Genomic DNA, 21,686 nt, shown 5'->3' on the forward strand with positions numbered 1-21,686 from the left:
TATCGCCCAAACTGGTTAAATTTTAACAGTGACAACTATCCTGCCAGAGGGGGCTTGTAGAAATTTCCCACAAAGTGCTGCAAAAATCAGCTCGAAAGATCAACAGACCCTTGTGTTTTTGGTTTGATGACTCTTAAAAAGGAAACAAATATGCTACATTTCAGCCCAAATGAATCATGGGTTAGATAGATGAAAACACCTTGCCGAGCGGCTTGTAAAAATAATGGCGGAATGTGCAGTGGCTGCTTTCGAACAATGGATGAAATTATAGGTTGGAAAGGCTTATCTGAAGACGAACGAACGTCAGTCATGGATAACCTTAGTGGCGAGAGTTCGACTCACCAATGTCCGCAGTGTCATGAGCCAGCTCAATGCGATATTAGTGCGGGTAAAGAGACGTGTTGGTGTTTTGAGTTAGAGAAGCGTGATACTAGCAACATTCCAAAAACTGGTGCGTGCATGTGCCGTAAATGCCTGTCTGCCTTGCCTATTCAGTAGCTTACGAACCTAGTCAAGAGTTTTCATACATAATCAACAGCTTGCAAACATAATCAATAGCTTACAAAGCTACTCAGCAGCTTATGAGCCTGTTCATCATATACAAAAAAGCGAGAGGTTGTTCTCTCGCTTCAAGATACGACATTAAGTTTCGACCTACTACTTACTACTTACTACTTACTACTTACTAATAGTTATCTAGTTAGTGGTTACTTCGATTTTGCAATCAGCGCAGGCTGAGAAAACTGTACTCCGCTCCAGCCATGAGTCATGAAGTTACGAATATTTTGATGGTCAGTGTTGTCTGGAAAACCTAATACGTCATTACGATAAAATTGACCAAAACAAGCAAGTGTTTGCTCTGCAGATAGACCTTGCTCTAAACCAAAAGCAAAAATCTTACACGAACCATTATTCTGCCCAGCGGCATTCACTACATCGCCATTACGAAATTCACTCTCAGCAAAATCATAATGAGCTTCTATCACTTGTATTGTGTCTTCAAATTGCACGCTTTCTGGGGTATCAGCCAGAGTATCCAATAAGGTTTGCAGTTCCATTTAATATTTCTCCATCAAGTACATATCTGAAGCAGTGTATCTTGTTTTGCAGCAAGAGTAAGCCGTTGTTTCCTTGAATCAGTGACTCACTTTCTAGCTTCGACTTAATGCTGAGTATCATCCCAGTACAGTTGTTTGAAATGAACAAAAGCTTTGTGCAACGACGCTTCTTTTATCGGTTTTACGATCACATAATTTGCTCCAGCAGCCATGAACCTTTCTCTTGTTGACTCTTGAGCATCGGCAGTACACGCATAAATCGGAGCTGTTACGCCAATTTGCTCTCTTAGTTGCTGAGTGGTTTCAATTCCACCCAGATTAGGGAGTTGATTATCCATTAAGATAAGATCGTAAACCGTGCTTTTTGCTAGCTCTATCGCTTCCAAGCCACCTTTTGCCCAAGTAACCACCATCCCATACTTTTTGCAAAATGCCTGTGCGATAAAGGCGTTGGTGTGATTATCTTCCACTAGCAGCACTTTCAACGAACGACTAAACAATGCCTCAGGCTCCATGTCGGCTTGTTTCTTAACGTCGGCTAACAGAGGCTTGGAGTGTAACTCCACTGGGATTTCTATAATGAACTCAGACCCCTGATCTTTAACGCTTCGGACTTGAATGTCTCCCTCCAGCATATCGACAAGGTTCTTTACAATCGTGAGCCCAAGTCCTGAACCGCCATACTCCCGAGTCGTCGTTTCTTCTGCTTGAACAAAAGGTTCAAAAATAGCATCGATCTTACTCTCATCAATACCGATGCCACTGTCTTTTACTCGAACAATCAAGCTAGCGTAATCAGTATTCAAGATACTTTCGATTTCAAAACTGACGGAAATACTGCCTTGATGAGTGAACTTAAGGGCATTGCTCAGTAAATTAAACATGATCTGGTTCAAGCGAACCTGGTCGGTGTTTATTTCGATCTCATCAACCAAGTGATTCACAATGGTAAACTCGACGGATTTATCCTCACAAAGTGGGCGATAGATGCTATCTAAGGTGTTAACCAACTCGCCTAGAAGGAAATCTTTCTTCTGAATATTGAATTGTCCCTGCTCTATCTTAGAGAAGTCCAAAATATCGTTTAGTACCGCCAGTAGATGTTCTGCACTATGGCAAAGTACATCAACCTGATCGCGGTTATCTTCACTGTGTATTGAACGTTTAAGCAACTGAGAGACACCGAGGATACCATTCAGTGGCGTACGAATTTCGTGACTCATTTTAGCGAGGAAGTCTGCACGCACACTTGCAAGATGCTCTGCCTCTTCACGCGCTCGATCTGCCTGTCTTTCTGCTTCTATAAGTTTAGTAATATCTTGACCTTGTACCACCACACCGCTGATGCCGTGTTCAACACGGATTGCAGACATGTTCCAGCGAAAAACCTTCTCGCCGATTGGCACGTTAATGCCCGTTAGTTTAGAGCCTTGAACCACCATCTGGATATTCGGCAACATACGGAGCTCAAACTCTCGAGCCATTGCACCATAGTTATCATCTTCATCAAATAGCGCCATACGAGCCGCTGGGTTCATCTGAATTAAGTCACCTTTTTCGGACCAAACCAAAATTGGCGAATGCGCAAAATTAAACAGATCTTGAAATTTTTGGTGTTGCTCAGATAAGCGCTCAAAAGTATCTTCCAACGTGCAGCCAATGTGGTGAAATTCGAAAATATTTGAACCATCAAACTTGCTGAACTCTTCATTGCCACTTGCAGAGCGAGTGAACTCCATTAACTTATCAAGTTCTGCCGCGACTCTTCTTTGAATCCAAGCTCGCGCAAGGAAAGACATGATGATGATCACCACAATCATAACAATGATGGTACGTTCATAATTGTCTTCGAGTGCAATGAGGTTAGTGTTTTTCTGGATCGCGCGAATGGTTAGAGGAGTTTCAACAGCATTGATCTTAATGGTTGCAATAGTGACGAAATGACGAGGTAGTTGCTCATACGTTTTATAACTGAGGACGTCTTTTATCGTATAGCTTTCGTCGCCACTGAATGTCGATGTCACAGGAGTACCATGCGCTTCAATGACGATATTTTCGCAATTACTGCCTTGCTGGATAGATTCAGCCAATGGAAAGTTGTTGTCTAGAACAATAGCAACATAAAGCTGCCCTAGAACTTCACCAGTCTTGTTATCAACAATAGGCGTTCGTCGAGCCAACAAATGACGCTTACCGATATCCGTAGTCAGCTGGATGAAGTGCCAGTTACTGCTAAAAGCGACCTCATCAGAAATATGTTTTAAACTGGATTCATCCAAACCATAGAACTGACCATTGCCATCTTCCCAAGCCAAACCGTTATAAGTAGAAACAAAGCGTAAGTCGGGAGCATGATCAGGCTCACGTTGGTCAACACCATAAAAAAAGTAGCTCAGAGCCTCTTCATTGTTGGTATCAAAATACTCCCGTAAAGTTTCACTGTGTGAGCTACTGTCTTGATGGATTTGCAGCACTGATAAACGATAATCGAACATGTTTTGGATCAAGCTAGAAGTTTGCTTAACCGTTCTATTCGTCTCTTGCTTAACGATCCTACTGCTTGTTTCGTAGTTATGAATAAGCACGCCAAGTGCCATCACGCCTATCACTAAAATAATGATACGCGTAATTAATTTGGCTAAAGTGTTCTTTGGTGTAATGGCGTAGCTTTTTTTCATTATTGGTCTGAGTACCTAAATGCTCGCTGCTTAAGTTCTAAAATACGATCTGGAGAATCCTCTTTAGTCACAATTTCAAACTCACCTGAATAAACGGTAGGAACTTCCAACCCTGTAAGATCCCATTTAATCGCCTCTGCCATCGCAATACCCGTATCATCATTCATGCGCATGACCGTAACATCTAAGTCACCCCTTGCTATAGCTTCCAATTCTGCAGAGCCGCCTCCCCAGCCATTCACTAATACATCTCGACCAGATTCTCGAATAGCTTCTGCTGCGCCCAGAGCAATATCAGTTGCACATGCATAAATAAAGTTTAGATCCTTATCGTTAGCTAGGCTGATTTTAGCTGCTTGGTAACCGCTCTCTTTATTTGACTTAGTGTAAAAGGACGACTTAAGAGCAAAGTTAGTATCAGAATTCACATCATGGATAAAGGTATCTCCACGAGCATCACTGATATAACCTTCAGAACGATATAACACAGAATACTTGCTGTCCGGTTCACTCACTTGTTTGAAGTAATCCGCTAGCTTTAAACTACCCGTCATATGGTCGAAACCCACGTACATGAATGGCTGCCTATCGGCCCATGCACGTACTGGTGTGGTAATATTTTGCAAAATCAACTTGGTGTCCGTTGAGCTCAACACATGTTCAATAAACTTACGGTGTCGCGTCGTCTCTAACGTAAAAATCAAATAATCCGTTTTATTTTCAATCGCTTCTTGCAAAGAGATACTCTGCTGAGAGGGGTTAGCATTATCACGAGTAAAAACCTGATTTATTTGATAATTAATTCTCAATTTATCTAGGCGTTTCTCAAAGGCTTGGATATTACGAACCCAATAATCAGAGATCTGTTGCCCCGGGTACACAACTGAAATGGTGATAGGTTCATCCTGAACTTGCCTCAATGGCATAGGGGGATTTTGCACAGCTTCAACCATTTTATCGGTCAATGCTTTTTGCTCTGGAAATTTAGTGAGGTAATCCTGATATTCCCAATAGCCATTCAGCACGTGGGTACCGTGGGAGAGAGCAGACGCAGAAAACACGGCAACTCCCAATAATATAAGTAAACGTTTCATATTTTTCTCGTTTTATATGAGCTACTTTGGCTCATTTTTCAACCTAGCATGACACCATCTCTTTGTATGGCTGAAGGATATTATGTAGGACAACGAGGATAAATGATAGCGTCTAATACTAATTGGAATGTCATTCTAAATGTGCAGTGTGTAAATTTGGAATGGAGATTAAGATTAATGAGTCCTAAGATAAAAACAACTCAATTAAAAACAAAAATACCACTATTTAATCAATAACTTAAAATATCTCCTTGCAACAATTCACGCGACTAACATTCGGCCGAGAATTAGAATTCTAACGATAAGTTACGATACTGGAATATACTGAATTTTGTCTTGTTGCCACTCAATGATTAGTTTGAGTGATACTAGTTTTTCCTTACGAGATTTGGGTAATTGTTTGATCGCGTATTCGGTTTTTAACGCCTCACTTTTTGACCCAACACCAATACTCCAAACCAACTTAAGTGGGCCTTTACCTTTTAAGGCTTTTGCACCTTTGCCCGTTTGATGTTGTTCGAATCGACGTTCTAAGTTATTCGTCACTCCACAATAAAGAGCATTGTGTCGATTGCGGATCAAATACACGACCCAATCCGCATTTTTGTCAGATTCCGACATTTAAAGCAGTGATTCAACCAGAGCCTTAAGCTCTGCCACTTCTTCACGTAGGCTCGCGACTTCTGATTCAAGTTCTTCAAACTTTTCACTAGATGCAGATGATGAAACAGCGCTTACTGATGCCGTCGCAAACGCTTCAATGTCTACTTCGCCGCTCAGTAAGTGTTGGTAGCGTGATTCTCGTTTACCCGCTTCTCGTGGTAACTTCACGACTAACGCACCCGCTTCTCTTGCCGCGAGTTTTTCGAGTATTGATTCAACCTCTTTCACATCGCTAAAGTTTGCAAGACGACCAGTTCGAGTACGAAGCTCACCCGGGGTTTGGGCCCCACGAAGCAGCATGCAGCAGATGATTGCACGCTCTTGCTCTGTAAATTGCAGATCACCAAATTCAGTGTTACAGAAACGGTGCTGATACTTATTAACTCGGCTGTTGAAGCTGCTTTCATCGCTCACCATACGACGTCCGATCAAACCATCAACCGCATCTAAAACGTCTGACTCAGACAGAGAGAGCACAGGTTCACGGTTACTCTTTTGATTACAAGCCGTTGTTAAACTATTTAGTGTCAGTGGGTAATGATCTGGAGTAGTCACTTCTTTCTCGATCAAACAACCGATAATTCTCGCTTCAATTGGGGAAAGTACTGTGTTCATCGTTTTTCCTTTTTATTATTTTGATAATTCCATCTCAACATTTAACAATGCAGCCAGTTATGGCTAATGCTCAGACAAAATCGGTACTCGTTTCTTTCTGCCTTGTTCATCAATCATTATGATCTTAGAACGATTTAGCTCTATTTCCACGACTTCCAAATTAGTGCGCTCTTGTACATACGCATCACGAAGCTTATTTTGTTCTGCCGAAGATTCAACGACATCGTCGCCCAAATCTTCTGTTTCCAATTGTTGTTGATTCATTTCACATGTCGTATCAATGCAGTATCTAAATGGGATACTAACTTGAACGGTAAGATAAAAACAATCGTACGTTAGAGAGAGTGACGAATAATTAAACAACCTTACTTTTGCTTTGATCTAAATACTGTTACATCATCAATTGATGTGCTTTAATCAGAACCAGACAACGTATTTGACGATTAGGAAAAGGAATCTATGAGCAGCGTATTTGAAATTGTTAACCAAGCACGACGTAAGAACAAACTTAAGCGTGAACTTTTAGACAACGAAAAGAAAGTTCGTGACAACCGCAAGCGTGTCGACCTTCTTGATAACCTACTTGATTACATCAAGCCAGAGATGACTCACGACGAGATCCTAGGCATTATCAAAAACATGAAAGCTGACTACGAAGACCGCGTTGATGATCACATCATCAAGAGTGCAGAGATCTCTAAAGCTCGTCGCGACATCAGCCGTCGTATTCGTGAACTAACAGAAGAAGACAAGCAAACTCAAGGTAAGAAGTAATCTAACCTAACGAATTTACTTGCAATAATGTTAGTAACCCACTCTTTGTAGTGGGTTTTTTTGTGCCTAAATTCCGGCGTCTATACTTAATCGAACGTAATATCCTTAGTGTACGTAAGTAACTAGGTGAACGTTAATAACTAGGCGAACCTAAGCGATGGAGAGACTTTATGTACGGAAGTATTCTGATTACCTTGGCACTATCAACAACGCAACCTTACCCTGAAAAATTTGAGAAACTTTATACCGAAGAAACCGAAATCACTTATGACGACCTCGTGGTCGATGTTCATGGCTACAAAGTTCCCACGAGATCAGCATTTCGAGGTTGGATGCTCCTTAACCACGCCCAAGATCAAGTCAAGGCGATCGGACAGCAACTCAAAGATAACGGCATCACCCAAAGCATGCCTCTGCACTTAGTCTTGTTGCAAGGCACCTACTGGGCAATGAGCAACACCACTCTGTTTACCCTACCCAATAAAAAGCATGTACCAAAAATGATTAATACCCTTAAGTACATTCAACAATATATTGAGCCTGAGATTGGCGTTGTTATTCCTGTGTCTGGAGAAAGAACCGATATCTACAATAAGCAAGCGGGTGGCGCACTGCGAAGTAAACACTTAGAGTTCTGCGCTTTAGACTTAGTGCCTGCTAATGATATTACTCGCGAAAACCTACACGTGAAGCTTAAAAAGATTCATGCAGAATTTGGGCAAAAGAATAACGTTGGACTGGGTTTGTATTCTGGTGTTCGATTCCACATCGATACTTGTGGATTCAGACAGTGGTAAGCACACGAAAGGGTCATAAAGACACAAAAAGCAATAGAGTCACTGTGACTCACAAATAGAATCACGAAAAATTAAACTATTGATTTAACACTAAAAATATAACTGGAACGCTAATTGCTATTGATAACAAGTATCATAATTATTAATAGCAATTAGGAATTCAATATGAAGACGATGACTCAACGCTTTCAAACTCTACTTTCTGTTTCAAATTTCAGTTTAGCTATCACCGCCTTGCTAATGCTACTCAGTATTATTGTTGCTTATCCGATGGCCGATTACTTCTCACTACCCATTCAAATTTTCGCACACATCAGCACCATATTAGTGGCCGGGTTACTAAAAATCAGCTACGTAGGCCGCTGTGTTGCACAATACAGCCTTGGGCAAGAAGTACGCTAAATCACACAGCGCTAGCCTTGATACTGGAACCATTAGACAATATCAAGGCTACTGAAAAGATCATACAGTTGGTGGGATTTATAAGGTTTTGGCAAGTAGGCGTTCATGCCTGCTTCAAAGCAATTTTTGATGTCCTCTTCTAAGACACTAGCGGTTAAAGCAATAATGGGTAGTGGTGGGGCTTGTTGATCTGTCTCCCACTCTCGAATCACACGAGTTGCCGTTATACCATCCATAACTGGCATCATGCAGTCCATTAGAATGGCATCAAACTGAGCGCCCTGGGTGATGACATCGACCGCCTCTTGGCCATTACTGGCAATCAAATATTCATAGCCCGCTTGCTCAAGGAAGAAGCTCGCTATCTTCTGATTCATCAGGTTGTCTTCAACAATCAGAATACGTCGATTCAGAGAACGAACTTCTTCATCTTTTACTTCCACCGTCGGTGATTGTACTTCACCGGCATCAAGCGATCGTAGGCTGTTTAAGAAGCGTCTACCCAAAAATGGTAATGTATGGGTCGAGTGAACCGTTTCTGTGATTAGATTGGTTTTAAATAGGTGATGCTGGCACACAATAACGCGAGTCAGCGGATACAACGCCTTTAACGCCTCAAGATCTTTCCTCATAGAGTGATGCAGCGTGTGACAATAAAGTACCAAGTCACTTTCTTTCAGGCTCTCACCAAGATCCGAAATGGATGACACAACATTAGGTCGAACATTTAAGCGCTCGCACTCTTTGACCAATTGATCGAGGTAATTGAAAGAATTAGAAATAATTGTCGCACGGCTTAGGTTATCGAACGTTTGAGCGTGAGCCTCGACCGTGTCTACGTACAAACAAAAGGTGAATGTAGAGCCTCCTCCTTTCACTGAGCGTGCGGTAATATAGCCGCCCATCAAGTCAACAAGCTGCCGACAAATCGCAAGCCCTAGCCCTGTACCGCCGAATTGGCGAGTAATACTGCCATCTTCTTGAGTGAAAGGTTCAAAAATGGACTCTAGCTTCTCTGGCTCAATCCCAATCCCGCTATCAGACACACTGCATTCAAGCTTACCTCGCCCCAAAGACATCGGTGTATAAGCAATATCCGTTGTAATCGTGCCTTTTGAGGTAAATTTAATAGCATTAGACAGCAAATTGGTTAGCACTTGTCGAACACGATACTCATCGAAAAACAGCTGTGTTGGGGTTTGAGCATCAATGTTGATGTCGAGTTCAATGTCTTTACTGATCGCTTTCGACAAAATTACGCTCACAGAGTCGTAAACCGCTTCTCGCAAATCGGCATTATGCGGCGACAACATTAAGTTACCCGACTCTATCTTAGAAAGATCGAGAATGTCATTGAGTAACACCAACAACGAATGTGAAGACGACTCGATATCCTCAAGTACCTCTTGTTGGTTAGCGCTCAGTTGACTCTGAGATAAAATTTCCGCCATACCGATAATTCCATTAAGCGGCGTACGTATTTCATGGGACATGTTCGCTAAAAATGCACTCTTGGCCTTGTTAGCCGAAATTGCATCTTCTTTTGCTATTATCAGCTCTTTGTTGTGATGATAGTTACGTTCCATCACTCGATTGAGGGTTTCAGTAAACTCGGCAAATTCATCGTTACCTTGAATATGAATCACCTTAGGCTTGCCGTAACTATCCGCGCATTCAGACACCCCTTTCAAGATAATCGATAAGTTTCTATTTAAGCGCAAAGATGTCGCGACACCAAGCCATAACAAAGCACCTGAAACAACAAGGATAAGCAATGTCATAACCGCCGTTTGCCTTTTCTGTAGCGCTATATTTTTTGTCAAATCAAACTTTAATTGATCTGTATAAGCACCAACCGCCTTTGAGATCGCCAATTTCTTTCGCTCTAAACTTTCCACATGTTCATATATTTCAGGTGCCGAGAAGTCACCTTTGAGAAGCCGAGAAGTAAATCGGTCTTGAAATTCATCTTGGGAGAACATGTTTAACAGTTTGCTAATTTCCAGCGAGTGGCTGTCTGATCGTAAAAACGTATCTAACAGCTGTTGTTGCCTTTCTAAAGCACCAACATAGCTCAATAAATATTGATCAATCAGCTCTGGAGAACGATACAAGCGGTAACTCAGCCACGCTTCTCGCTGAGTCCAGAACACGTAGTGAGTAAGATTGATAAACATCGTATCTGTTTGGCTGATCTTTTCGTCCACTATATTGGCACGATATTCAGACAGCTCCATTAACACGCCTTTTAACAGGTCAAAGGCTCGTTCTGTTTGCCGTGCGTTGCTGACAGTAATCTGTGATGCGTCGCTGTCAATACTAGTGGTTACCCGCGCGAGCTTCTTTAACACACTCTTTAACTCAATCAACTGCGTCTCGACAGTCCAACTGTTGTCGAACTGTTGAAGTTGTATTTCGTAATGAGCAAGCCTATCCACTTCCGCTTGCAGCTCTAAAAACAATGGACCTTTCTCTGGGGAGTCTTTAGACAGCACTAACCATTGATAAGCACCACTTGAAACAGCATTAAAAGATTGAAGTGCTTCCACCTTAATTCGCGTTGCTTCAAGGTGATTCATCTTCTTATCGTTCTTGAGCACTTCATTGACTGTAAACCCAAACATGATGAATACAGAAACTGTTGAAAGAAAAATAAGACGCCATCTAATTGACATATTTATCATTTTTATAACGACTCCTTTCCCGATAGTATTTTTACCTAGCCCAATATAAGAATAGGACATTAACAAGAGTTATTGATCAAATTGAATATGAACAAATGACATTATGAGCTAATCATAGGGAATTCACGTCAGTCGTTATCCACATACAGGATTTAAAGAGGAAGGTCTGTTTTAAACAAGTGAAAGGATAAGGTTATGCCTCTAGATGACCGCAAGTCACTGCTCTAGAAACCAATAAACACCAAAGTTAAGTCAAATTTGTGAGATCTAATCGTTTGCGTCACGAACTTTCTGTACTCAAACTCAGCTTATTCAAAGGTCGAACAAGAAAACTCGCTGAATACCTTATCTGTCGTTTACTTTTTAAGTGTAACTAGTGCTAATGATCACATCTTCAATGATCGCAATTCCCTTTATTACACATCATGTTTTGATCTGAGTATTTTTTGGCGAAAATTAAGTGCTACAGACTGTTAAAGTCAATAGCCTTTCTTGACACTAAAACCTTAATTTATGACCAATTAAAAGCCAATTTTCAGACAATTAATCTATGTTTATTTTTCCTAGCAGAATAACTCGTCGTACCTTACAATCCTGCCACATAAAAATTACAAATTACACACAAGGCATATCAAGCAAATTTAAGTGGCGTTAAAGACCACCAAAGCTTAGATAGCTCAACTCCCCCATGCACTCATGGCTACCCTACATTCGCTATGATTGCAGAAATTAACGTGAAAGGTCCCGAGTAAAGATGAGTCCCGAAAAGCACCTCCTAGACTGGCAAACTAGTCAAACTATTGCTGAATCAATCGCTCCTACTTTAGGTCAGTTGTACCGCCAAAAAGGCGTTGAAGTTATCCTCTTCGGTAAAACACTGGTTAACGCAACAACTATCGACATCATCAAAGCTCACCGCATCGCAAAACGTTACACAGGTTCTCCGCTTACCGCAGAACAGACTCAACCCATCATTCAACACCTTCTCTCTATGGACTTGTCTCCATGTCGTATCGATGTTGGTCGCCTTGCTCATACATTCTGGCAAGATCGCGAAGACACACACGGGTTGGATGATTTCCTACAAACTGCACTTTTAGAATCGCTTGAAGGCGAGGCGATGACAGAACCTCGCGATGTTGTATTGTACGGTTTTGGTCGTATTGGCCGCTTGCTTACTCGTCTATTGATCGAGAAAAGTGGCCCAGGTTACCCACTGCGCTTACGTGCAATTGTTGTTCGTGGCGGCAAAGATGGTGACTTAGAAAAACGTGCAAGCTTGCTACGTCGTGACTCTGTTCATGGCCAATTCAACGGCAGCATTGTTGTAGACCAAGAACGTAAAGCGATCATTGTTAACGGTAATTTCATCCAAGTTATCTACGCAAACAAGCCAGCAGAAGTGGATTACACATCTTACGGTATCGAGAATGCACTTGTGGTTGATAACACCGGTGTGTGGCGTGACGCTGAAGGCCTAAGCCAACACGTTGCGTGTAATGGTGCGAAGAAGGTTCTACTGACTGCGCCAGGCAAAGGTGAAATCAAGAACGTCGTATTTGGTGTAAACCAAAATGACATTCAACCAGAAGATACGATCATCTCTGCTGCAAGCTGTACGACAAACGCAATCACGCCAGTATTGAAAGCGGTTCACGATAAATTCGGCGTACTGTCTGGTCACATTGAAACGGTTCACTCATTTACCAATGACCAAAACCTAATCGATAACTTCCACTCAGGCGATCGTCGTGGTCGTGCTGCATCATTGAACATGGTTCTGACATCGACTGGTGCTGCTAAAGCGGTATCAAAAGCGATGCCAGAAATGGAAGGTAAGCTAACAGGTAATGCGATTCGCGTACCTACGCCAAATGTTTCAATGGCAGTAGCAAACCTAAACCTTGAGAAAGGCACAAACAAAGAAGAATTGAACGAGTACCTGCGTGAAATGGCGCTGTCTTCTTCTCTGTCTGCACAAATTGATTACACAGATTCGACTGAGATTGTATCGACGGACTTGGTTGGCTCTCGCCACCCTGGTGTGGTTGACGGTGTTGCGACTATCGCACAAGACAACCGTGCTGTTCTGTACATTTGGTACGACAACGAGTTTGGCTACAGCTGTCAGGTTGTTCACTGTATGGAACAAATGATGGGTGTGCGCTACAAGACTTACCCTGAAGTATAAACTGCTTAGAGCCTGTAAATTGCTTAGATTCTATTACTTCCTTAGATTCTATAAACAGTTTTAGGTAACCAGCTCCACAACATAATAATTATATCTGCGAGGTCTGTAATGGGCTTTGCAACCCTTCTTGTTTTACTCCCCCGTATAAACAGGAAGGTTGCCACTTAGATCTGCTCTCTCTATCTGATCTAAGTGGCCTTTTTACATCTGGCAAGCTAACTTTTATCGCTATGATAAGAACTTTATCCTCGTCACTCTTGGGAAGCTTCACTTCACATCTGTTACAACTCAACCTCAACATCTGACTGAATCGCACTCGAACACGCGAGTACATAACCTTGCTCAATCTGTTCTGGCGTCAATGTTTCTTGGCTGCTTGATTCCACTGAACCTTTGGTTACTTTACACTTGCAAGAACCACAAATCCCACTGCGACAAGCAATAATAATCGGAACACCAGCTTTCTCTAATGAATCAGCGAGTGGTGTGCCCGCCTCCGCTTCTACCTCTGCGCCAAATGCAGGAACAAACACCTTAACGGCACCATTTGAATCTGCAGACGCTTCCGCTTGTGACTCTTCTGAAGCTGTATCGCTATTGGCCAGTGAATCCGTGTTTGGGTTCGCTGGCGTGAAACTTTCTTGATAGAAATTTTCCATGTTGAATTCTAGTTCTTTCAGGTAGCTTTCTATGTTTTGCATAAAGCCAACTGGACCGCATAGATAAACAGTTCGGTCTAAAATATCAGGGCTTAGTTTTACTAACCAATTCTTATCTAATCGACCTTGAGGAGCTAATGTTCCTTCACTGTCTTTTAGCAGCAATTTAAGATTGAAGTTGTTGTGCGCCTCATCTAATTGATGCAGTTCTTGAAAGTAAATGGTCTCACGCTTATTGCGTGCCATGTGGACGAAGTCGATCTCAATATCACTGCCTTGAGCCAGCCAATATTTTGCCATCGCCATCACAGGTGTAATACCGCAACCTGCACTCACTAGCGTCACTTTTTTCGTCGCTGTTGGCATGCAATCAATACAGTTAAACGCGCCAGCAGGCTTCAATACAGAAACCTCATCACCTTCATCAAGCTCATCAACAATAAAGTTCGAAACCAAGCCACCTTCCACACGTTTCACCGTGAGCTTCAGGCGATTATCTTCAGGACAAGAAGCCACAGAATAGGCACGATAATCGGTTTTCGTCGGCATATCTAAACCCAGAGTAATGAATTGCCCAGGCTTAAAATTGAAATGTAAGTCTTGTGGAATACTGCCAAGCTCAAAGCTGACCGTATCTGGCGTCTCGTGCCATTTCTTTAAACACACTAAATTGATTGAATCGCTATCCGACCATGCATACATAGTTCACGCACCTTACTGATGATTAAATGACTAAAGATTTAAATCTAAAAAGCCCCGGAGCTGTTTGTTTTATTAAAAACGTCACAACAACGAGGCTTCAGGTTGGCTTAAATTAAGCCGCTAAGATTGTTTTAAGATCTTGTTCTGGCGTTGAAATAGAACGCATATCGAACTCGTCTTGCATAATCTTAAGTAGGTTTTCAGTTAGGAACGCAGGTGCTGTAGGGCCTGTGTAGATACCTTTCACACCTAGAGCGAACAGAGTAAGCAAGATAACGATCGCTTTTTGCTCGAACCAAGATAGAACCAGCGTTAACGGAAGTTCGTTGATACCACAATCAAACTCTTGAGACAGTGCGATAGCAAGCTGAATCGCAGAGTAAGCATCGTTACATTGGCCAACATCTAACAGACGTGGGATACCGTTAATGTCGCCGAATTGGTTTTTGTTGAAACGGAATTTACCACATGCCAATGTCAGGATTACTGAATCTTCTGGCGCTTGAGCTGTGAAGTCTGTGTAGTAGCTACGTTCAGATTTGTCACCGTCACAACCACCGACTAGGAAGAAGTGTTTAATGTTGCCTTCTTTTACTTGCTCAACAACCGCAGGTGCCGCTTCCATCAGTGCGTTACGACCAAAACCGACAGTGATCATTTGCTCGATCTCGTCGTGTTTGAAACCTTCTTGCGCTAGTGCACAATCAATTACTGCGCTGAAATCGTCGCCTTCAAGGTGATCAACACCCGGCCAGCCCACGATGCTGCGTGTAAATAGACGGTCTGCGTAAGAACCTACATCAGGGTTAAGCAGGCAGTTAGACGTCATTACAATTGCGCCAGGGAAGTTAGCGAATTCTTTTTGCTGGTTCTGCCAAGCGCTGCCGTAGTTACCCGCAAGGTGTGGGTACTTGTTTAGCTCTGGGTAACCGTGTGCTGGTAGCATCTCACCGTTAGTGTAAACGTTGATGCCCTTGCCTTCAGTTTGTTGAAGAATCTTTTCTAGATCATGTAAGTCGTGACCAGAAACAAGAATACAGTGACCTTTCTTAGTTTTCACGTTCACGGTTGTTGGTTGAGGGTGACCAAAGGTATCTGTCTCGCCTTTGTCTAGCATTTCCATTACTTTGTAGTTCATCAAGCCAATCTGCATTGATGTATCAAGTAACTGTTTTAGATCGGATGGATCTGTACCTAGGAACGCCATGATTTCATGGTATTCAGCAAAAATAGCGTCATCAGTTTGACCAAGAACACGAGCGTGCTCCATGTAGGCTGCCGCACCTTTTAAGCCGTATAGGCAAAGAAGACGAAGACCAATCACATCTTCGTGTTGAGAATCGTGACCACGGTTTACAGCAGCTTGAGGCGCAAGTGCCAATAGCTCTGAAGAATCTGTTGGAAGATCGAACTGTGCTGCTGCAGAAAGCTCTGGAATTTCAAAACCAATCAATGTTGCTGCTGCACGAACTTTTTGCTCTAAACGCTGCTTGAATTCATGAGACTGTTGTGCGAATTCGATAATACGAGCAGGGTCGAAGTTAACGTTAGTCAGTGTTGCGAAGAACGCTTTTGGCGCCCACTCATCAACTTCTGTATCAATAACATCGCAAGCGCGACCTAAGCTTGCCCAAAAAGAAACGCCTTGAAGAGAATGCACCAACACGTCTTGAAGGTCGGATACTTCCGAGGTTTTTCCACACATGCCTTGTGCGAAAGAACAGCCTTTTACGGTTGGGGTTTGAATTGTTTGTTCACATTGAATACAGAACATATAAGGGGCTCCAGTAATTTTTTATTAGCTGTAAGTACTTTGCTTACAGTGACTTATTCCAACCCCTATAGAGCATCAAGCGTGCCAACTTTTAAGTTATTGATTTTATGGAACTTACTTTTATTCCATAATTTTAGTGCGTGATTATGACTACATATAAACTCTCAATCCACACACACCTGTGTCATAGTGACTCTCTGATATTTATTAACGGTGTTCATGTTTCGTTCAGAATGGAAGCGATATAGTAACAACATAGAGAAAAGAGGAATGAATATGAAAAATATATTAGTTACGATTGTTGCGTTGTTTACTGGCCTATTGGCGTTATTCACGAGCTTGATTCTTGCTATTCCTTTAGCTATTGCAGCTTTAATCACTGGCAAGCGCATTCAGAATCAAATGAAAAAACAGGGTTTCGGAGCTCACATGAACACACGTCAATCATCTACCAGTGATGCCGGTGTTATTGAAGGTGAATACGAAGACCTTTCAAGCAGAAAGTAATCTAAACTTCAGTTTCAGACATAGTAAAAGAACAACAGAGACAACATCAAAAAATGCATAGAAATACCATTCTAACGCTACTCGCCTTAACGACTTTAAGTCTCGTTGGTTGTTCCAACGAGACAACGATACCTGCTTACGAAACATCTCCAAACTTGCCTGAATATCAGCAAGACAGCTTTGATGCCTACGTCAATGAAACTCAAGATTGGTTATTGAAAAACCGTGTATTCATGACCAAAGACAAGAAGCTAGAGATTCGACTCAATTCACCCACCGAATACAAACCTGCGGCACCTAACGGTAAGGCAGTTTTATTGGTACATGGTTTAGGTGATTCTCCGTACTCATTTAAAGACATCGCAACGCACTTAGCAGAACAAGGCTACCTAGTGAGAACGGTATTGCTACCGGGCCACGGCAGTCGTGTCGGTGACTTAATGCAACCAAGCTTAGAAGATTGGCAAGGTGTTGTAGCTCATCATACGAAGCTATTGGAGCAAGAGTATGATTCTGTGTGGCTTGGCGGTTATTCAACAGGTGCGAACCTTGTGACTTCACAGGCGATGAACGATCCTAAGATCTCTGGGTTACTGTTGTTCTCTCCTGCGTTTCAACCGAGCTCTTCTGCAGTTCAATATGCGGAGCTAGCAAGCTATTTTGTCACTTGGGCGGATCAAGATCCTGAAGACAATGTACTTCGCTATAACTCACTGCCAATGAATGGTGCTTCGGTTTACTACCAAACCTCAGAAGTGGTTCGTGAGGGCCTTCAAGACAAACACTTTGATAAGCCCGTGTTTATTATGATGAGTGAAGGCGACAGTGTCATTGATACCCACTTCGTTCAGCAGGCATTTACGGAATCCATGCCAAACCCAAATAACGTGTTGATTTGGCAAGGGGAAACCACACTTGACGATCCTCGCGCTGTTCAATACAGCATGAAGATCCCAGAGCAACGTATTTCGAACGGCTCTCATATGGGTTTACTGTTCTCGCCAAGCAATCCTTACTACGGGATCAATGGTAGCGAGAAGATCTGCTCCAATGGTCAAGAGGAAGGTTTTGAAGCACAGTGCAACGCGACAAGTGAAGTGTGGTACTCAGCGTGGGGATATCGTGAAGAAGGTAAAAACCATGCGCGTTTGACCTACAACCCGTACTTTTCAGATTCCATGGAAAAGCTCGATGCGGTGCTGAATTCAGAAGGCTAACAAGCTCAAGTCTTTCGAAACCAATCCATAGAAGTCAAAAAGGCTCACTAGATAACGTCTAGTGAGCCTTTTTAATGGATATCGTTTCTTACCAATATATGGACTACCGCTATATCGTCCACACCACGCGCACAGCGAGCAGAATCAACACCACGCCTGATAATCGATCGATCAACTGCGCTTTTGCTCGAATGCGCTCTACGATCAACGGGCTAGAGAGCACCAAAGTGATAAAGGTATACCAAAGGCCATCAACAATCAGCGGCGTTGAGACAATAATCACTTGATTGCTCAGTTCATTACCTAACGCCACAAATTGGCTAAATAGAGCGATAAAGAACAGAGCGATCTTAGGGCTCAAGATAGAGATCAAGAAAGCCTCGCGAGCAGACTGCATGTAGCTCATCTGTTCACCCGCTTCCAATTTCGCAGCAACTCCACCTTTTGAGCGCAACGCGTTTACACCGAGATAGAGCAGATACACAGCACCCGCTAAACTGATCCCTTTGAACAACATTGGTGATTGCTCAAGTAACACCGCTAAACCGACAATGGTTGCGAACGCGTAAATACCTATGCCCGCAGCGTGTGACCAAGCTGCGATAAGTCCGTTCATACGGCCACCAGCCAAACTATGCTTAGCGATCATCGCCAAGCTTGGGCCCGGAGACATTGCACCCAACAAGCAAATCGCTAACAAAGAAAACCAAATTGTTACTGTCATCATTCCATTCCTAGTAAAACAAAGCGCTCTAGCTGAACACTCTACAATTAATACTCAATACTTAGCGCTTACAATAAGCCGCAGTAGGTATTATTTGAAATCAAAGATTATCATCACTGGTATGATTAGAAATCATACTTATATTGTAACTCGACTTTTGAATGGCTTTAAACGCTTTCTCTCGAGCCCATTTATGGGCAGAGTCGTTGTCATACTTAGGATGCCACATCAGCCAATAGGTATGCATTTCTGTCTCAAACGGCAGAGAAAAGTAAGCGACATCGAGATGACGACCCAAGTTATAAGCAATATGCTCCGGCACAATCATCAAGTAGTCGTCTTGCATTAACACGTTTCCCGCCGATGAAAAGAACGGTACCTGCAACGCGATTCTGCGTTTATGTCCCTGTTTCTTTAACGCAATATCCGAATAACTGTCTTTGTCTCCCCCACCCGTGACTTTGATATGTGAGTAACTCACGATGTCTTCCGAGCTTATGGCTGATTGCTTAGCCAACGGATGAGAGGCTCTCATCAAACACACGGATTTATCCTCTCCGAGCTTGATACTTGAGACATGATCCGGCTTTTTGGGGAACATACTCGACGCCAAGTGAATACCTGATTCATTGAGCGTTTCAAGGAAGTTAGGCTGCCATAGACGATAAGCCAAGTTGATATGGGGCGCGTCCTTCGACACCTCGGACACAATAATGGGCAAGATATACTGAGCAACATAATCACTCGAAGCCAACACCAATTCACCTTGCCAATCTTGTGGATCAAATGGCTTGTCATCTAAGAGGTGGTCAAACTCGCCCAGCAAGTCATCGAGCTTGCCTTTAAGCAACAAAGCACGGTTGGTTGGAACCAGTTTGTTCCCATCGCGAACCAGAAGAGGATCACCACATAGATCTCTAAGCTGAGCCAGTTGACGGCTCACAGCCGACTGCGTGATGTGCAGACGCTGAGCTGTTCGACTGACATGGCACTCTTCAAGAAGCACATGCAGCGACCGCAGTAAATTTAAATTGATATTACCTAACATCAGCAACCTTAGAGCGAATAAAAATAGAGTGAGTAACAATAAGTTGAGTAAGTACGGACAAATGACGACACGGTGAAGGTAAGCGGTATTAACTCAAGACATATTAAAAGACGAAGTTTGCTTGTTGAAGAATTCAGTTAAGACAGTATGAGTCATAAGATGTCGAAGTTCAGGATAGCCTTGCAGCTGGTCGCGAATTTGGTTCAAACGCTCCATGCTTTCAACTTCAACATAAAGCATCATGTCGGTCTCACCGCTGATAGAGTGACACCACTGCACACCGTTAATGGCGTAGATATTTTTAGCGTAAGACTCACAATTATGGTTACTGCTCGACATGTCAAACTTCAAAGAGATATAAGCGCCAACGTTCTTCGGTAAATCAGGCTCGGTCACCTGTGCACAATATCCTGTAATGATCTTATCGTTTTCCAGCTTCTTGATTCTGGCGTTCACTGCAGAGCGAGACAGGCTGACATCTCTGGCGATATCGCTCACTGAGCATCGAGCGTTAGTTTTTAGAATATCTAAAATTTGGCGATCAAATTTATCCATGCTTCTGATTCTTTCCATTTATTGTTCTATTTATACCGCCTAATTTGACACAACTTTCTTACTTATAACAGCCATTATGACAGCCGACACTTTCACGCTTAATCAAATTAATACCGTTAAATTGACGGTGTCTTAAGACGTTTCGCTAGCTGTATTATTGATGTCGACAATGTATGCTTTCAATCTCAGCCTCACAAGACTGCCCCATAAAACCGATATCAAAGCCAATAGCAAGGACAGCGAATGACGCAACTCAAACAAGAAATCACGCTTATTTCAGGAATTGGACAACTTTCTACGACCTTGCTTGGCACAGGATTGTTTATGATCCCAGCTATCGCGGCAGGCATTGCAGGGCAGTTATCGCTACTAGCATGGTTAATCCTGTTTATCGCTATTTGCCCGATTGCACTAACCTTCGCTGCATTAGGGAAACGCTACCCCAATGCAGGAGGCACGGCCTATTTTGTGCGCCAAGCATTCAGCGAGCGATTAGAAACCAGTGTAGCTTGGTTGTTTGTGAGTGTTATTCCTGTCGGTATTCCAGCGGCGATTGCATTGGCAGGAGGCTTTGCTCAACAACTGTTACCAGCACCACTCGACACACCATTAGGTGCTCAATCCTTTACCATCGCTCTGCTTATTGCCGTCAATTTGATGGGCAGTAAGTCTTCAGGCCGCTTGCAAACCGTGATTGCCTTGTCGATTTTTGCTTTAGTCAGCGCTTTTGTCTGGAAAGCCGACATCACAGCAGCTGACATCGCAGTTCCGACTATGACATCCGATTCAATGTGGTCTATTGGTGCAGCACTGGCGGTTATGTTTTGGTGCTTTGTAGGAATCGAAGCCTTTGCTCACATGGGAGAGGAATTTAAGAATCCACAACGTGACTTCCCCATCGCCATCATTGCCGGGTGTTTCGTCGCAGGCTTGGTGTACTGGGCTTGTTCAGTGGTTATTATCAAGTTAGGCGCTTATGGTTCACCAGAATTTGATGCTGCCTCTATCCCATGGGTGACAGAGCAATTGTTTGGCAATGGCTTTAAAGCCGTTATCAGTGTACTTGGCTTCTTTGCTTGTTTTGCTAGCCTAAACCTTTACACCCAAAGCTTGTCTCGCATGATTTGGGCTCAAGCTCGCCAACACACTCCGACCAGTAAAATGGCGCAGCTCAACAGCCGTGGCGTACCACTTTATCCAACCTTAGCAATTGGCTTTATTGCGCTTATCTCGTGTGTAATCGGCGAGCTGTCTAATTTGGATCTCGAATTCTTTCTTAAACTCGCCAATGGTATTTTTGTTCTAGTTTATCTGCTTGCGATGTTAGCGGCCTGCCAATTACTGACTGGCGCATCGAGATACACAGCCATGATTTCACTGGTCATCTGTACCTTGGTGTTTATCTGCCTAAGTTGGTCGATGCTCTATGCAGTGACTGTTTTTGTGACATTGTCACTCCCTTGGCGCAAATGGTTGGGTAAACCCACCGTCTCTATCGACAAGTTGTAACTCGATTAGTGATGAATCAGAAAATTGTAAACAAG

General features: G+C 42.8%; 20 protein-coding genes. 8 read left to right on the top strand and 12 right to left on the bottom strand.

Annotated elements, in window-relative coordinates; all coding sequences use genetic code 11:
• Positions 1-189: 189 nt before the first annotated feature.
• Positions 190-498: a DUF1289 domain-containing protein gene (locus AB6E08_RS15060; RefSeq protein WP_009845670.1), complete on the top strand. Its 309-nt coding sequence runs from the start codon at positions 190-192 to the stop codon at positions 496-498.
• 209 nt (positions 499-707) lie between these two features.
• Here AB6E08_RS15060 and AB6E08_RS15065 read toward each other — a convergent pair whose 3' ends face one another.
• The 6 genes from AB6E08_RS15065 to AB6E08_RS15090 form a co-directional block, all read right to left on the bottom strand.
• Positions 708-1,058 carry a HopJ type III effector protein gene (locus AB6E08_RS15065; protein WP_372064374.1) on the bottom strand — a complete coding sequence of 117 codons (351 nt, stop codon included), beginning with the start codon at positions 1,056-1,058 and terminating at the stop codon, positions 708-710.
• A 104-nt stretch (positions 1,059-1,162) separates the two neighbouring features.
• The gene (gene luxQ / locus AB6E08_RS15070) at positions 1,163-3,736 is read right to left on the bottom strand and encodes a quorum-sensing autoinducer 2 sensor kinase/phosphatase LuxQ (protein ID WP_372064372.1); all 2,574 of its coding nucleotides are present in this window, start codon (positions 3,734-3,736) and stop codon (positions 1,163-1,165) included.
• Positions 3,736-4,830: a substrate-binding domain-containing protein gene (locus AB6E08_RS15075; RefSeq protein ID WP_371702639.1), complete on the bottom strand. Its 1,095-nt coding sequence runs from the start codon at positions 4,828-4,830 to the stop codon at positions 3,736-3,738. The genes luxQ and AB6E08_RS15075 overlap by 1 nt, the downstream gene beginning before the upstream one ends.
• A gap of 306 nt (positions 4,831-5,136) precedes the next feature.
• On the bottom strand, positions 5,137-5,451 hold the full coding sequence (locus tag AB6E08_RS15080; RefSeq protein WP_009845674.1) for a GIY-YIG nuclease family protein: 315 nt from the start codon (positions 5,449-5,451) through the stop codon (positions 5,137-5,139).
• On the bottom strand, positions 5,452-6,108 hold the full coding sequence (locus tag AB6E08_RS15085) for a YceH family protein (RefSeq protein WP_017100949.1): 657 nt from the start codon (positions 6,106-6,108) through the stop codon (positions 5,452-5,454).
• Between the two features lie 63 nt (positions 6,109-6,171).
• Positions 6,172-6,372 carry a hypothetical protein gene (locus AB6E08_RS15090; protein WP_009845676.1) on the bottom strand — a complete coding sequence of 67 codons (201 nt, stop codon included), beginning with the start codon at positions 6,370-6,372 and terminating at the stop codon, positions 6,172-6,174.
• Between the two features lie 195 nt (positions 6,373-6,567).
• Here AB6E08_RS15090 and AB6E08_RS15095 point away from each other — a divergent pair, with 195 nt between their 5' ends.
• The 3 genes from AB6E08_RS15095 to AB6E08_RS15105 all read left to right on the top strand — a co-directional run bounded on the left by AB6E08_RS15095 (position 6,568) and on the right by AB6E08_RS15105 (position 8,081).
• Positions 6,568-6,882 (top strand): DUF496 family protein, encoded by a 315-nt coding sequence (locus tag AB6E08_RS15095; RefSeq protein WP_004730049.1) that lies wholly within the window; start codon positions 6,568-6,570, stop codon positions 6,880-6,882.
• 170 nt (positions 6,883-7,052) lie between these two features.
• Positions 7,053-7,679 (top strand): D-Ala-D-Ala carboxypeptidase family metallohydrolase, encoded by a 627-nt coding sequence (locus AB6E08_RS15100; RefSeq protein ID WP_372064368.1) that lies wholly within the window; start codon positions 7,053-7,055, stop codon positions 7,677-7,679.
• A 165-nt stretch (positions 7,680-7,844) separates the two neighbouring features.
• Complete coding sequence (locus AB6E08_RS15105; RefSeq protein WP_009845678.1) at positions 7,845-8,081, top strand: hypothetical protein; 237 nt, start codon at positions 7,845-7,847, stop codon at positions 8,079-8,081.
• Between the two features lie 32 nt (positions 8,082-8,113).
• On the opposite strand, the gene AB6E08_RS15110 is transcribed toward AB6E08_RS15105, so the two are convergent.
• Complete coding sequence (locus AB6E08_RS15110; RefSeq protein WP_372064378.1) at positions 8,114-10,705, bottom strand: ATP-binding protein; 2,592 nt, start codon at positions 10,703-10,705, stop codon at positions 8,114-8,116.
• A gap of 814 nt (positions 10,706-11,519) precedes the next feature.
• Between AB6E08_RS15110 and AB6E08_RS15115 the strand changes: the two genes are divergently transcribed.
• On the top strand, positions 11,520-12,956 hold the full coding sequence (locus tag AB6E08_RS15115) for a glyceraldehyde-3-phosphate dehydrogenase (protein ID WP_372064366.1): 1,437 nt from the start codon (positions 11,520-11,522) through the stop codon (positions 12,954-12,956).
• A 281-nt stretch (positions 12,957-13,237) separates the two neighbouring features.
• Here the strand turns inward: AB6E08_RS15115 and AB6E08_RS15120 are convergent, their stop codons facing one another.
• A complete protein-coding gene (locus AB6E08_RS15120) occupies positions 13,238-14,317 on the bottom strand; it encodes a 2Fe-2S iron-sulfur cluster-binding protein (protein ID WP_372064364.1) in 1,080 nt (359 codons plus the stop codon).
• Between the two features lie 112 nt (positions 14,318-14,429).
• On the bottom strand, positions 14,430-16,091 hold the full coding sequence (gene hcp, locus AB6E08_RS15125; RefSeq protein ID WP_012600311.1) for a hydroxylamine reductase: 1,662 nt from the start codon (positions 16,089-16,091) through the stop codon (positions 14,430-14,432).
• A gap of 276 nt (positions 16,092-16,367) precedes the next feature.
• On the opposite strand from hcp, the gene AB6E08_RS15130 reads away from it, so the two are divergent.
• The gene (locus AB6E08_RS15130) at positions 16,368-16,598 is read left to right on the top strand and encodes a hypothetical protein (RefSeq protein WP_029222888.1); all 231 of its coding nucleotides are present in this window, start codon (positions 16,368-16,370) and stop codon (positions 16,596-16,598) included.
• Between the two features lie 53 nt (positions 16,599-16,651).
• Positions 16,652-17,815, top strand: coding sequence for a carboxylesterase (locus tag AB6E08_RS15135; RefSeq protein ID WP_017100952.1), 1,164 nt, complete (start codon positions 16,652-16,654; stop codon positions 17,813-17,815).
• A 109-nt stretch (positions 17,816-17,924) separates the two neighbouring features.
• Here the strand turns inward: AB6E08_RS15135 and AB6E08_RS15140 are convergent, their stop codons facing one another.
• The 3 genes from AB6E08_RS15140 to AB6E08_RS15150 all read right to left on the bottom strand — a co-directional run bounded on the left by AB6E08_RS15140 (position 17,925) and on the right by AB6E08_RS15150 (position 20,142).
• Positions 17,925-18,539 carry a LysE family translocator gene (locus AB6E08_RS15140; protein ID WP_029222887.1) on the bottom strand — a complete coding sequence of 205 codons (615 nt, stop codon included), beginning with the start codon at positions 18,537-18,539 and terminating at the stop codon, positions 17,925-17,927.
• 100 nt (positions 18,540-18,639) lie between these two features.
• Positions 18,640-19,587 (bottom strand): LysR family transcriptional regulator, encoded by a 948-nt coding sequence (locus AB6E08_RS15145; protein ID WP_017100954.1) that lies wholly within the window; start codon positions 19,585-19,587, stop codon positions 18,640-18,642.
• 93 nt (positions 19,588-19,680) lie between these two features.
• Positions 19,681-20,142, bottom strand: coding sequence for an Lrp/AsnC family transcriptional regulator (locus AB6E08_RS15150; RefSeq protein WP_017097037.1), 462 nt, complete (start codon positions 20,140-20,142; stop codon positions 19,681-19,683).
• A gap of 243 nt (positions 20,143-20,385) precedes the next feature.
• Between AB6E08_RS15150 and yjeH the strand changes: the two genes are divergently transcribed.
• Positions 20,386-21,651: an L-methionine/branched-chain amino acid transporter gene (gene yjeH, locus AB6E08_RS15155; RefSeq protein WP_017100955.1), complete on the top strand. Its 1,266-nt coding sequence runs from the start codon at positions 20,386-20,388 to the stop codon at positions 21,649-21,651.
• Positions 21,652-21,686: the final 35 nt, after the last annotated feature.

Source organism: Vibrio sp. 10N.247.310.24 (assembly GCF_041467175.1).
GTDB classification, from domain to species: domain Bacteria; phylum Pseudomonadota; class Gammaproteobacteria; order Enterobacterales; family Vibrionaceae; genus Vibrio; species Vibrio tasmaniensis_A.

What these genes read in the sequence shown, in the direction of transcription:
- AB6E08_RS15060 (WP_009845670.1), top strand. Translation starts at nt 190, where the DNA reads ATGAAAACACCTTGCCGAGCGGCTTGTAAAAATAATGGCGGAATGTGC.
- AB6E08_RS15065 (WP_372064374.1), bottom strand. Translation starts at nt 1,058, where the DNA reads ATGGAACTGCAAACCTTATTGGATACTCTGGCTGATACCCCAGAAAGC.
- luxQ (WP_372064372.1), bottom strand. Translation starts at nt 3,736, where the DNA reads ATGAAAAAAAGCTACGCCATTACACCAAAGAACACTTTAGCCAAATTA.
- AB6E08_RS15075 (WP_371702639.1), bottom strand. Translation starts at nt 4,830, where the DNA reads ATGAAACGTTTACTTATATTATTGGGAGTTGCCGTGTTTTCTGCGTCT.
- AB6E08_RS15080 (WP_009845674.1), bottom strand. Translation starts at nt 5,451, where the DNA reads ATGTCGGAATCTGACAAAAATGCGGATTGGGTCGTGTATTTGATCCGC.
- AB6E08_RS15085 (WP_017100949.1), bottom strand. Translation starts at nt 6,108, where the DNA reads ATGAACACAGTACTTTCCCCAATTGAAGCGAGAATTATCGGTTGTTTG.
- AB6E08_RS15090 (WP_009845676.1), bottom strand. Translation starts at nt 6,372, where the DNA reads ATGAATCAACAACAATTGGAAACAGAAGATTTGGGCGACGATGTCGTT.
- AB6E08_RS15095 (WP_004730049.1), top strand. Translation starts at nt 6,568, where the DNA reads ATGAGCAGCGTATTTGAAATTGTTAACCAAGCACGACGTAAGAACAAA.
- AB6E08_RS15100 (WP_372064368.1), top strand. Translation starts at nt 7,053, where the DNA reads ATGTACGGAAGTATTCTGATTACCTTGGCACTATCAACAACGCAACCT.
- AB6E08_RS15105 (WP_009845678.1), top strand. Translation starts at nt 7,845, where the DNA reads ATGAAGACGATGACTCAACGCTTTCAAACTCTACTTTCTGTTTCAAAT.
- AB6E08_RS15110 (WP_372064378.1), bottom strand. Translation starts at nt 10,705, where the DNA reads ATGTTTGGGTTTACAGTCAATGAAGTGCTCAAGAACGATAAGAAGATG.
- AB6E08_RS15115 (WP_372064366.1), top strand. Translation starts at nt 11,520, where the DNA reads ATGAGTCCCGAAAAGCACCTCCTAGACTGGCAAACTAGTCAAACTATT.
- AB6E08_RS15120 (WP_372064364.1), bottom strand. Translation starts at nt 14,317, where the DNA reads ATGTATGCATGGTCGGATAGCGATTCAATCAATTTAGTGTGTTTAAAG.
- hcp (WP_012600311.1), bottom strand. Translation starts at nt 16,091, where the DNA reads ATGTTCTGTATTCAATGTGAACAAACAATTCAAACCCCAACCGTAAAA.
- AB6E08_RS15130 (WP_029222888.1), top strand. Translation starts at nt 16,368, where the DNA reads ATGAAAAATATATTAGTTACGATTGTTGCGTTGTTTACTGGCCTATTG.
- AB6E08_RS15135 (WP_017100952.1), top strand. Translation starts at nt 16,652, where the DNA reads ATGCATAGAAATACCATTCTAACGCTACTCGCCTTAACGACTTTAAGT.
- AB6E08_RS15140 (WP_029222887.1), bottom strand. Translation starts at nt 18,539, where the DNA reads ATGACAGTAACAATTTGGTTTTCTTTGTTAGCGATTTGCTTGTTGGGT.
- AB6E08_RS15145 (WP_017100954.1), bottom strand. Translation starts at nt 19,587, where the DNA reads ATGTTAGGTAATATCAATTTAAATTTACTGCGGTCGCTGCATGTGCTT.
- AB6E08_RS15150 (WP_017097037.1), bottom strand. Translation starts at nt 20,142, where the DNA reads ATGGATAAATTTGATCGCCAAATTTTAGATATTCTAAAAACTAACGCT.
- yjeH (WP_017100955.1), top strand. Translation starts at nt 20,386, where the DNA reads ATGACGCAACTCAAACAAGAAATCACGCTTATTTCAGGAATTGGACAA.